The following is a 12458-nucleotide window of genomic DNA, read 5'->3' as shown; positions in this document are numbered from 1 at the left end:
TAAAATTGATTTTTACCTTTGTATTTACTAAAACGATAAAATGAAGCTAATTACTATTGACGATTTTATTGACTTGTACTCTAAAATTAAACAAAGAGGGTTAAACTATTTTTTTTCTAAGCTGACTTTGAGCAAATTATCGAGAACTAAAAGTGCGTTTAATCAAGAAGAAATTATTCATTCTAATTGGTGGATAATTCCTCTAGTCAGAAAACGTTGGAACAAATTAATTAGTGGAAACGAAAATACCATTTATGAAGAATTTCTAATGAATGAAGTTCTTTCAAACGATAAAGAAATTAGGATGTTATCCGTTGGAAGTGGTGTTTGTAGTCATGAATTGGTTTTAGCGGAATACCCACAGTTTAAAGAAATCACATGTGTCGACTTAGCTCAAAACAGATTAAATGAAGCTAAAAAAATTGCCGATAAAAAAGGGCTAAAAAATATTCGATTTGAATGTGCTAATATTTTTGAATTTATAGAAAAAGGGAATGAATACGATATCGTATTTTTTCACCAATCTCTACATCATTTTTCAAACATGAATACATTCATTACAGATTACATTTGTAAGTCCTTAACAAACAATGGAAAACTAATAATTAATGAGTTTGTAGGTTCGAGTCGTTTACAATTTCCTAAAGCTCAAATTAAGGGCGTTAATGACGCTTTAAAAATCATTCCTAAAACTTTTAGAAAACGATTTAAAACAGAGCTCAATAAAAATAAATTTTATGGCTCAGGAATAATTAGAATGATTCAGGCAGACCCTTCTGAGTGCATTGATTCAATTAATATTTTACCAAGTATTTACCGTCATTTTAAACCCATTGTAGAAAAACCATATGGCGGAAATATTCTAATGAACGTATTGAAAGATATTTCTCATCACTTTGTCGAAACCAACAGTGAGAAAGAAATTGTTTTAAATAACTTATTTGAGTTTGAAGATAATTACTTGAAATCTAACACTTCTGATTTCATCTTTGGCGTGTATCAAAAAAAGAAAATCTAATACGCCCTTTCGTTTCTACCTTCTACGTAATAGATAAATGATTTATTCACCACCCTGTTTCCACCGGCTGTGGGGTAATCGCCCGTAAAGTACCAATCTCCTTTATTATTGGGGCAAGAGTCGTGCAAGTCCTCAATGGTTTGGTATATAATATTTACCTCAGCATTAATCTCTTTGGGGCGAAGCAATTGAGCAATTTTGCTTGAAATTTCGTCGGCACTAAAAGGTTTATAAATAGCCTGAACGTAATTGACTGAAGGGCTGTTAATGTCTTCTATATCTGCCAAACACTTTTGGTAAACCTCATCAATAATGTGTTCTTGTCCGCTTTCTTTCAAAAGGGCAATGGCCGCCTGAAAGGCAATAAAGTCTCCCAGTTTTGCCATATCAATACCATAGCAATCGGGGTAACGAATTTGTGGGGCAGAAGACACAATTACTATCTTCTTGGGGTTGAGCCTATCTAAAATACGAAGTATACTTTGTTTTAAGGTTGTTCCCCTTACAATACTATCGTCAATCATCACCAGATTGTCAGTGGACTTAACGGTGCCGTAGGTTACGTCATAAACGTGGGCGACCAAATCGTCTCTACTATCGTCTTGGGTAATGAAGGTGCGCAATTTAGCGTCTTTAATGGCAATCTTTTCGGCACGTATGTTTTCCGACATAATGGATTTTATAGCCTCTTCATTAGGGTTTTTTAATGCCAGAATGGCTTTGGTCTTTTCTTCATTCAAAGCATCGTTCATGCCTTTCATCATGCCGTAAAAGGATACTTCGGCGGTATTAGGAATAAAGGAAAAGACTGTGTTTTTTAAATCGTAATCTATATTGTCGAGTATGGTTGGACATAGCTTAATTCCCAACTTCATACGTTCTTTGTAAATGTCTTGGTCGTTGCCTCTCGAAAAGTAAATGCGTTCAAAGGAACAGGCTTTTCTTTCCAATTCGGGTATAATAGACACCTCTTCAAAAGTACCGTCTTTCTTTATAATTAAGGCATGGCCGGGCTTTAGCTCCTTAATGCTATCGGCAGGCACATTGAATGCTGTTTGTATTACAGGGCGCTCGGAAGCGGCTACCACGACCTCATCATCGGTGTAGTAGTAGGCAGGACGAATTCCAGCAGGGTCACGAAGCACAAAAGCGTCTCCATGTCCAACAATACCACTCATCACATAACCGCCGTCCCAATGCTTTGAAGAATTGATAAGGACTTCTTTCATATCCATTTCATCAGCTATCACGCCAGAAATTTCTCTTTTGCTATACTGTTCCCTTTGGTCGTAGTATATGCGGTCGTTTTCTACATCTAAGAAATGTCCTATTCTCTCAAGAATGGTTACCGTATCGGCCTTCTCCTTAGGGTGTTGCCCCAATTCTACCAACTGATTGAACAACTCGTCTACATTGGTCATATTGAAGTTTCCAGCCAAGACTAAGCTACGTGTACGCCAATTGTTTTGTCTCAAAAACGGATGACAATGCTCAATGCTATTGCCGCCATATGTTCCGTAGCGCAAATGTCCTAAAAGCACCTCGCCCGTAAAGGCTAAGTTTTCTTGTAACCACTTAATCTCTTTGAATTTTTCGGGGTCATTTTGCTGCAAATCCACAAAACGCTGATTGACATAATCAAACAAATCTTGTATGGGCTTGCTGGCATTTGAACGGTGACGACTGATGTATCGGCTGCCCACAGGAACGTCTAATTTAATGGTTGCCAAACCAGCACCATCTTGCCCTCTGTTGTGTTGCTTTTCCATTAGCAAGCACATTTTATTTACTCCGTAAAGGGGGGATCCGTATTTTTCGGCATAAAACTCCAGGGGTTTGCGTAATCTTAAAAAAGCTATTCCGCACTCGTGTTTTATGGCGTCACTCATAGTAGTCTAATATTGAGTCAGCAAATGTAATTTATTTATAACAAAAAATCGGACTTTTTTATGCCCAACCAGTCCAACACATTTTTGTGCCAAATATCTTTTCTTTGCTGTTCTGTTAAAACGTCAATTTCTACTGCATAATCCAAAACTCTGCCAGGATATGATGTTCCTATACCTTCCATTTCTCCTAATGGATAAGGGTCATCTAAACCCATCAGTATTTGACTTGCTCCCACCCGCTTTTTAAGTAGTTCTAGGGTGTGAGAATCGTGTACCAAAGTATCAAAATACAAGTTTTTGTGTCCTAATGTTTTTCTAGGGTCTTCGAGTTCTTTGAAGATATCCGGACGCCCGTCAAAGCCTTGTATTCTTCTGCCATAATTGGCAATGCCTAACATTCCGCCGTGAGCAAAACTCGTACGTATATTGGGGTATTTATTTGGTAAATCTCTAAGGGTAAAAAGGTGAAGGGTGTCCGCACATTGTGCCATCATCCAAATTAAATGAAACCGCCAGTATTGATTTTTTAAGGCAATCATTTTCTCACCGTCGTAAGGGTGGATTTGAACAGCCAATCCATATTTATTAGCTAATTCGAATATTGGGTCTACATCAGACTCTGCAGTAGAAAGCCATTCACCATTCGCATTTAAAAAATGGGTAGGCAAACAAAGCACCTTTAAGCCTAGTTCGTTTACACAGCGGTCAATCTCTTTAAGCGCATGGTCCATGTATAAAGGTTGAACTACAAAGCCACATGTAAACTTTTCTGGATATTCACTTTGTAAAGAAGCATTAAAATCATTTTGAAAATGGATAGCGTCAACACAATCTTGTTTTTTCCAACCATTGCAGTACAGCTGAGATAAACACAACATTACGCCGTGGTCAATTTTATTTTGATCCATCCATTCTATTTTTTCTTTAAGGAAAAAACTAGGACCACTGATTGGTCTAGACCAATCTCCTTGTCGCATAAACTTTTTGTCATCATCAATCCAAAAAAGCTTCTTTTCCTTCAGAAATTTGGGAATCTGTGAAGGTTCAGGTAATATATGTCCATGTCCGTTTATTCGCATGCTATAAAATTAAATATACCTTTCGTCAGCTTCCATTTCGTGTCCACAATTATCGCAAGTTCTAAGCTCCTTAGACGAATAAAAATCTTTAAATCGACCTAGGAAGTCCTTTTCAATATTTATTAATGGAAAACGGTATTCGTGCAGCTTGTGGTTACATTTATCACAAAACCACATTAGACCGTCCGACATATTATCTTTTCTGACCATCTCAATAACTAAACCTACGGTATTTTCACCTCTCATAGGCGAGTGGGGAACGTTTGAAGGCAATAAAAACATCTCCCCTTCTTTGATAGGGATATCAACAGCCTTCCCTTCATCTTGGATGCGCACATTGATATCTCCTTGAATCTGATAAAATAATTCTTCACTTTCATTGAAGTGATAATCTTTTCTAGCATTAGGCCCTCCTACAATCATGACTATAAAGTCTCCTGCTTCAACGTAAAGGTTTTTATTGCCGACTGGTGGCTTGAGTAAATCTCTATTCTCCTCAATCCACTGGTGTAAGTTAAACGGTTGCTTGAATGACATAGGTATTGAATTTGATTCGTCAAGCAATTTACACAAATTTGGCTATTTTTGGCTTTATGAATTTAGACTTATCTAATAAAAATGCTCTTGTTTGTGGTAGTACCAAAGGTATTGGCAAAGCCACAGCCTTAGCCCTAGCTAAGATGGGAGCCTCCGTTTTTCTTTTGGCAAGAAATGCTTCCACTCTTCAAGATGTTCTGAGTGAACTGGACACTTCAAAGGGACAAAAACACGCTTATTTCTGTGCTGACTTTTCAGATGTTGAAAGCGTTAAATCGGTTGCTAAAGAATTGGAAAGCCATTCCATCCATATCCTCATCAATAATACTGGAGGGCCTGCTGGAGGACCTATTTCTGAGGCAAGGACAGATGACTTTGAAGCTGCATTTAGAATGCACTTGGTGTGTAATCAAATTCTAAGTCAAGCAGTCTTGCCAAACATGAAAGCCGCTAACTATGGAAGAATCGTCAATGTTATATCCACTTCTGTAAAAGTACCTATCAATGGTTTGGGCGTTTCTAATACCATTCGAGGTGCAGTGGCCAGTTGGGCAAAAACTATGGCAAACGAAGTTGGACAGTTTGGTGTTACAGTCAACAATGTATTGCCTGGCTTTACCAATACCAATAGGCTCAAAACTTTAATCACAAAAAAGGCAAGTGCTCAAAATACTTCCGAAGACTCAATAGCAAATGGCATGTTGGCATCTGTACCCGCTAACCGCTTTGGTGAAGCTGAAGAAGTCGCAAATGCTATCGCCTTTTTATGTTCCCCATCAGCAAGCTATATTAACGGAATTAATGTGCCTGTAGACGGCGGAAGAACTGGAACGCTTTAAACTAAAACGCAATGAAAAAATTACTGAACTACATTAACGGAGAACTTATTGAGCCTCATTCTAGAGAATACATAGAAAATGAAAGCCCTGTTAATGGTCACGTATTTTCATTGGTTCCCGATAGCGACAAAGAAGATGTTGAAAGGGCTGTAGTTGCTGCCAAAAAAGCCTTTCCATTATGGAGTGGACTGAGCAAGAAAGAGAGACACGATCACCTCATGAGATTAGCCGACGGCATACAATCACGTTTTGACGAAATGGTAGAGGCTGAAAGTAAAGATAATGGTAAACCTGAATGGCTTGCCAAGCAAGTAGATATCCCAAGAGCATCAGAAAACTTACGTTTTTTCGCAACAGCTTCGCTACACTTTGCTTCCCAAATGCACGATATGGACGGTGAAGCTATAAACTACACCTTGCGTGAACCTATTGGCGTAGTGGGTTGTATTTCGCCATGGAACTTGCCCATTTATCTATTTACATGGAAAATAGCACCTGCTCTAGCGGCAGGAAATACGGTAGTAGCAAAACCTTCTGAAGTAACGCCATACACTGCTTATTTACTCTCTGAAATTTGTCAAGAAGTTGGCTTTCCAAAAGGAGTGCTAAATATTGTTCATGGTTACGGACACAAGGTAGGTGCAGCTATCACTAGTCATCCAGATACGCCAGTCATATCCTTCACAGGCGGAACAGTCACCGGGGCAAAAATTGCCGAAGTGGCAGCTCCTATGTTCAAGAAACTGTCTTTAGAATTAGGTGGAAAAAACCCTAATATCATTTTTGCAGATGCCAATTTTGAAGATGCTCTAGAAATGTCTCTAAAAGCCTCTTTTAGAAATCAAGGACAGATTTGTCTTTGCGGCTCTAGACTGTTTATTGAAGACCGTATTTATGAAAAATTTAAAGCTGCTTTTGTTGAAAAAACCAAACAACTAAAAGTTGGCAATCCTAAAGAAAATAATGATCTAGGTGCAGTTGTATCTAAAGATCACATGTTCAAAATCCTTGAAAAAATTGAAGTCGCCAAAAATGAGGGGGGACATATTTTGTGTGGTGGAAATCGACTTATTCTTGATGGTGAATTAAATGAAGGCTATTATATAGAGCCAACTATTATTGAAGGCTTAGACCATCTGTGCCGTACCAATCAAGAAGAAATTTTTGGTCCAGTTGTTAGTATTATGCCCTTCAAGAATGAGGAAGAAGTCATTGAAATGGCGAATAGTACCCGCTACGGTTTAGCAGCAAGTATTTTCACTAAAGACATTAGTAAAGGACACAGAGTAGCGGCAAAAATAGACTCCGGAATAGTTTGGATAAACACGTGGATGATGCGCGATTTGCGTATTCCCTTTGGTGGCATGAAAGATTCAGGTGTTGGTCGTGAAGGCGGCTTCAAGTCTCTAGAGTTTTTTACTGAACCTAAAAACGTCTGCTTAAAAATATAGTATGATTTAAATCATGTTTCTATTGGGGTCATTTCGTATTTTAGTGTATGAAATAAGCTTGTTCTTAACCTTTCAATTTTATTTGTGATTAATGTATTTATTAACTCATAAAAAATTAAACTAATGAAAAAAAGAACACCTATTTCAAAGATTATGTCAAGCGATATAATTACCATCAACAAAACCCAATCAATTCGTGAGGTTAGCGATATCATTAAGAATAAAAACATTCACCATGTCCCAGTTGTGTCAGGAGATAAGGTAATTGGTATGCTTAGTAAAGTTGATTTACAGAAAATTTCATTTGTCAATACCGTTGATGGAGATGAGCTTACTACAGCGCTTTATGATGGGCTGAACATAGAGCAAGTCATGACAAAAGATGTAAAAGTGGTACAAAAAGACGATACCATTTATGATGTTGCTACCATTTTATCAAAAAATGAATTTCATTCTCTACCTGTTTTAGAAAAAGATAAATTGGTAGGCATCGTTACCACTACTGATTTAATTAAATATTTAGTAGATCAGTTTTAGATTTTCTATTTCAAAAAAGGATCTATATACTTAATATCGTGGTGTTTCAATAACACTGTGGTATTAGGTGTTTTTATTTCAAATTTGAGATGCATCTCTCCATCATTATCAGTGACTTCGAGTATAGTCCCTACTTGTCTAAGGTTATTTTTTAATAATAATTCGACTTGGTTGCCTACTAGTTCTTTCCAAAGCCGCTTCCCGTATTTGTTCTTCTGATACAGGGCATCGAGTTCATCTTTCCAATACATAGTTTAATTTTTACAGTTCAAATCTGCTGCATTATTATTAATAGAATGTATGAAGAAGATTAAATAAAGGTTAACTAATTAATAATAAGCTCGTCAGCAAAAAGCCAAGTGACCCCTCCTGCTCCTAAATGCCAATCAGGACAAATGCCATAGTTTTTCGCTTTTACTTTAACATATCGTGCTGAGGCTGATAGTGTTGTTGAAAAATCTTGATGAAAGGAACCGTATTCTTTATCAGAAAAAGTGTTTTTAATGGTCGCAACTGAGGTGTAATTAATGCCATCATTTGAAATTAGAAACTCTACTTCAGGCGGATAGAATATCCAGGACTTTATATCTTGTAAACAACCCAAAGCTAATCGGTTTATTGAGCTAACTTTTCCTAAATCAACAGTAGCTTCTAAATCTTCACGGTAGCCTTGCCAATCACCGGTTCGGTAACTGCCTGTTCCTCTTAAGTAGTCAATTAGGGTTTTTTCTCCTGAACCAGCATACTGGTTGGCATACTCGCTTTGAATGGTAATACTTCTGCTACCATCAATCTTAAAGAATGAGGTGGAAATATCTTTACTTATTCCGTTTTCTGAATAAGCCTTTGCCTTAACTGTTGCATTGTCAAACAAAATAATGGGCTCTGTATATATCTCTGATTGTTGAGAAGGTATACTTCCATCTAGGGTATAATGTATTGCCGCTTCTTGCACACTAGCTATTTTAACTTGGATGCTGTCTGTAAATGTTTGGCTTTCGGCTTCGAAATAAGGTATAGCCGTTAATTGTGGCTGACGTATTGAAGAAATAGGAGGGTATTTCGCGCCCCAATCACTAGGCTCATCGCCCATAATAAACAGTAATTCGCCTCCATTAATAATATCAGCATGACGGATAAAGGAGGTATTCAATAGCTTTCCATTTAATACGGCCGACTGTATGTACTTATTTGAATCGCTTAATTTTTCTGCTCTTATGATAAAGGTTTTACCGTTCTCTATTTTAATGTGTGATTGGGAAAACATAGGGGTACCTATGGTGTAATAATCCAGGCCAGGAGTAACGCTATAAAATCCCAAAGCACTCAAGACGTACCAAGATGACATTTGCCCACAATCCTCGTTGCCAGAAAGTCCGTCAGGATGAATAGTATATTGCTCTTCCATAATTTGTCGGACACGCTCTTGTGTTTTATGTGGCTTTCCGACATAGTTGTACAAATACGCCATATGGTGACTCGGCTCGTTACCGTGAGCGTACTGACCAATAAGTCCTGTGATATCGACTTGATGTCTTCCGCTAGTTTTACTGTTGGTTGAAAACAGACTGTCTAAGTGTCGCTCTAGAGCCTTCTCTCCTCCCATTAACTCAATAAGTCCGTTTACATCTTGTGGCACAAATGTAGAGTACTGCCAAGCATTGGCTTCGGTGTAGTTAAAATTGACTTCTTCTGGAAGAAAAGGTCCAAACCAATTGTATGGTACTTTAGCTCTGAAAAAACTCGATGATGGATCAAATAGGTTTTTGTAGTATTGAGCCCGTAAGTAAAATTCATCTGCTACTTTTTGCCTATTCAGAGAGTCCGCCATCATGGCAATACACCAGTCGTCATAAGCATACTCTAAGGTCTTAGACACCGATTCAGGCTCATCACTTGCCGAAATAAAACCTTTGTTTTTGTAAAACTTAAGTCCGTCACTGTCCAAATTTGCACTATGTAACATCGCCTCAAATGCTGCATTGACATCATATTCTCTTAAACCCTTAGCATAAGCATCTGCAATAACTGGAATGGCATGATAGCCAATCATGCAATTGGTATAGTTTGCCGCCAACTCCCAAATGGGTAGTTTGCCGCCCTCCTTAAAATGTCTTAAAAAGGTTCTGATAAATTCGTTTGTTCTTTTCTGCTCAATGATTGTAAACAAAGGGTGCGTGGCTCTAAAAGTATCCCAAAGCGAAAAAATAGTGTAATGGTTATCGGTCGTATCTCGGTGAATATTCATATCCATCCCTCTGTACCTGCCGTCAACATCAATGTATAAATTGGGATTGAGCATGGAATGGTAAAGGGCGGTATAAAAGATTGTTTTATCGTCTTCTTTTCTATCAAATACTTGAATTTTTGAAAGTGCTTTTTCCCATTTACTTTGGGATTGGTGTTTTGTTTTTTCAAAATCCCAATGGTTTATTTCATACTCTACGTTTTTCTTTGCCCCTAGCATGTCAACAGCAGAAATGCCCACTTTTACAAGTAAGGGCTTGTCAAGTTTTCCAAAGTCTAAGCCTACAACTAAACTGTCTTCTCTGAAGGTATTATTGAGAATGGGTGATGAAAACTGAGCGTGAAAAAAAAGCCGTTGGTCATTTGCCCATTCAGTTGAATGGCGATAACCCTTAATGGTAAGACTATCTACCAATTCTAAATGAACATCTATTAGCTTATCTCTATGGTCTAAATCCAAGACTACTTGTGCGTTTTCATTTTTGGGGAAAGTATAGCGGTGAAAACCTGCTCTTGGGCTCGCTGTAAGCTCAACATCAATAGCAAAATCTTCTAGAAAAACCTGATAATAGGCCGGCTGTGCTTTTTCTCTATCGTGAGAAAATAATGAGCCATACCCTTGATTCCCATCGGCTCCGTTTACTAATCGTAAATCGCCAGTGGTAGGCATCAGCAAAACATCGGCATAATCTGAAATACCGGTGCCGCTGAGATGCGTATGAGAAAATCCATATATAACGCTATCCGTGTAATGATAAGCACCACAGCCGTCCCAGCCTGTCAGTCTTGAATCAGGACTTAACTGCACCATTCCAAAGGGAGTAGCTGCACCTGGATATGTATGTCCATGACCCCCAGTTCCTATAAATGGATCAACATAATCTATTAAACGTTTTTCTGTTGTCTGACACGACAATACGAATACTGATAATAACCAAATGTATTTTTTCATACTTAACTTATTTCTTTCCATGCTAGAGCACTAGCGCCTAGAATTGCAGCGTCTACCCCTTCTAAAGCGGAAGGTAATAGTTCAATTTTTCCTTTGTATATGGCTAATAAATTGTCTTCCATATACTGTTTAGTAGGCTTGAATAATAGGTCTCCGGCTTGAGCTAGTCCGCCGAATAAATATATTTTCCTTGGACTAGTTATGGCTACGGCATTTGCTAATGCTAAACCTAATTTTCTGGCTGTAAAATCAAAAACTTCTAAAGCCCATTTAGTCCCCTTTTTGGCTTCTTCAAAGACTTGTGCTGAGGTGTAGTTTTGATCCGTCATTTCCAAAGCTGTTCTGCTAATTGCCGTAGCTGATGCATAGGTTTCTAAACAGCCTTTTCTTCCGCATCCGCACTGACGTCCGTTCTCCTCAACAATCACATGCCCTAATTCTCCAGCGAAAGCATCGTGACCATAAACCAATTGACCGCTAGATACAAAACCACTGCCCAATCCTGTTCCTAATGTAACCATCAAAAAATTATTGACTCCTTTGGCACTACCATACACCATTTCGCCTAATGCTGTAGCGTTTGCGTCATTTGTCACTAACACTGGCATATCAAAAAATTCATGGAAATAGTCTTTTAAAGGGACGAAATCGGGCCAATTAAGGTTTGGAGCAAACTCTACAGTTCCATTATAGTAATTACCGTTTGGAGCCCCTATACCCACTGCAACGGCTTCATTTTCTTTAAGGTTGCTTAAAAGTTGATGGCAAACGACATTTACCAATTCTTTTGGGGTATCAAAATCTTGAGTTTTTACACTGCCTTTGTATATAAATTCTCCACTGGATTCGACCCATCCAAAGACAGTATTCGTTCCGCCAATATCTACTCCTGCACACACTTTTTTCATGTTTTTTTTAATGGGGTTATAAATGAGATGGTGAATCTAACAATTGATTGCTTCCGTTTTGATGTAATGCGTAATTAAAATGAGGGTGTACGGCATATGCTCCGTGTTCACCTTTTTTGTTAATTGCTAAATAGCCAATTTGCATTTCTTTATAGTTTTGATTTTTAACAATTCTGGCTATGGCCTCTTCACATGCTTCTTGCGGTGATCCTCCTTGGCGCATAAGCTCCACAACAAGAAATGAACCTAAGGTTTTCATGACGGCTTCGCCCATTCCAGTGGCACAACAACCGCCAACTTCATTGTCTACAAACATCCCTGCTCCGATAATTGGTGAATCGCCTACACGACCGTGCATTTTCCATGAAAGACCAGATGTCGTACAGGCACCAGAAATATCTCCATTTTTATCAAGAGCCAATAGTCCTATGGTGTCGTGATTTTCAACATTCACAATGGGTTTGTATTTGGCATCTTTTTTCCACTCTTCCCAACGCTGACGAGACTTTTCTGTGAGTAAATCTTCCTTTGGAAAGCCTTGTTGTATGGCAAAGTCTAATGCTCCTTTTCCTGAAAGCATTACGTGAGGTGTCTCGTCCATTACTTTTCTGGCAACTGAAATAGGGTGCTTTATGTGTTCTAAAAAAGACACTGCTCCACAATTTCCATTATGGTCCATAATACAAGCGTCTAAGGTGACATGCCCATCCCTATCGGGCAATCCGCCATAACCAACACTAGTTGATTCTGGATCTGCTTCAGGGACTTTAACGCCTTCTTCTACAGCATCTATTGCTTTTCCTCCTTTATTCAAAAGTTGCATAGCTGCCTCATTGGATGCCAAACCATGATTCCATGTAGAAATTACCATAGGAAACCCTTCTCGTGAATTTGGATTAGATTTTTCCTGTGAATTAAATGGAAGTGTTCTAGGTAGTAGTAGAGCTCCAACAGCTCCGAGCAAAGTTCCTTTTAAGAAGTGGCGTCTATCTTTCATTTTA

Annotated in this window: 11 protein-coding genes; 4 read left to right on the top strand and 7 right to left on the bottom strand. The window is 38.3% G+C overall.

Annotation, left to right across the window (positions count from 1 at the left end):
- The first annotated feature begins 40 nt into the window (after positions 1-40).
- The gene (locus tag ISP73_03745) at positions 41-1018 is read left to right on the top strand and encodes a methyltransferase domain-containing protein (GenBank protein ID MBL6657700.1); all 978 of its coding nucleotides are present in this window, start codon (positions 41-43) and stop codon (positions 1016-1018) included.
- On the opposite strand, the gene ISP73_03740 is transcribed toward ISP73_03745, so the two are convergent.
- From ISP73_03740 to ISP73_03730, 3 genes are read right to left on the bottom strand one after another with little or no spacing between them, the layout of a single operon-like run.
- Positions 1015-2907, bottom strand: coding sequence for an amidophosphoribosyltransferase (locus tag ISP73_03740; protein MBL6657699.1), 1893 nt, complete (start codon positions 2905-2907; stop codon positions 1015-1017). The genes ISP73_03745 and ISP73_03740 overlap by 4 nt on opposite strands.
- 35 nt (positions 2908-2942) lie before the next feature.
- Entirely contained in the window at positions 2943-3986 is a 1044-nt protein-coding gene (locus ISP73_03735) for an amidohydrolase family protein (GenBank protein ID MBL6657698.1), read from the bottom strand.
- 9 nt (positions 3987-3995) lie between these two features.
- Positions 3996-4523, bottom strand: a complete 528-nt coding sequence (locus ISP73_03730; protein MBL6657697.1) for a 3-hydroxyanthranilate 3,4-dioxygenase — start codon at positions 4521-4523, stop codon at positions 3996-3998.
- 56 nt (positions 4524-4579) lie between these two features.
- Between ISP73_03730 and ISP73_03725 the strand changes: the two genes are divergently transcribed.
- The 3 genes from ISP73_03725 (at position 4580) to ISP73_03715 (ending at position 7350) form a co-directional block, all read left to right on the top strand.
- Positions 4580-5362, top strand: coding sequence for an SDR family oxidoreductase (locus tag ISP73_03725; GenBank protein MBL6657696.1), 783 nt, complete (start codon positions 4580-4582; stop codon positions 5360-5362).
- Positions 5363-5373: 11 nt separating this feature from the next.
- Entirely contained in the window at positions 5374-6813 is a 1440-nt protein-coding gene (locus tag ISP73_03720; protein MBL6657695.1) for an aldehyde dehydrogenase, read from the top strand.
- 123 nt (positions 6814-6936) lie between these two features.
- On the top strand, positions 6937-7350 hold the full coding sequence (locus ISP73_03715; protein ID MBL6657694.1) for a CBS domain-containing protein: 414 nt from the start codon (positions 6937-6939) through the stop codon (positions 7348-7350).
- Positions 7351-7355: 5 nt separating this feature from the next.
- On the opposite strand, the gene ISP73_03710 is transcribed toward ISP73_03715, so the two are convergent.
- From ISP73_03710 to ISP73_03695, 4 genes are all read right to left on the bottom strand, one after another.
- Positions 7356-7601, bottom strand: coding sequence for a hypothetical protein (locus ISP73_03710; protein ID MBL6657693.1), 246 nt, complete (start codon positions 7599-7601; stop codon positions 7356-7358).
- A gap of 74 nt (positions 7602-7675) precedes the next feature.
- Positions 7676-10549, bottom strand: coding sequence for a GH92 family glycosyl hydrolase (locus ISP73_03705; GenBank protein MBL6657692.1), 2874 nt, complete (start codon positions 10547-10549; stop codon positions 7676-7678).
- A gap of 2 nt (positions 10550-10551) precedes the next feature.
- On the bottom strand, positions 10552-11469 hold the full coding sequence (locus ISP73_03700) for an ROK family protein (GenBank protein MBL6657691.1): 918 nt from the start codon (positions 11467-11469) through the stop codon (positions 10552-10554).
- Between the two features lie 4 nt (positions 11470-11473).
- Positions 11474-12454 (bottom strand): N(4)-(beta-N-acetylglucosaminyl)-L-asparaginase, encoded by a 981-nt coding sequence (locus tag ISP73_03695; GenBank protein ID MBL6657690.1) that lies wholly within the window; start codon positions 12452-12454, stop codon positions 11474-11476.
- Positions 12455-12458 lie beyond the last annotated feature (4 nt).

This window comes from Flavobacteriales bacterium (assembly GCA_016779935.1).
In the GTDB taxonomy this organism is placed as follows: Bacteria; Bacteroidota; Bacteroidia; order Flavobacteriales; family UBA7312.
This window is presented reverse-complemented; position numbering and strand designations above follow the sequence as displayed.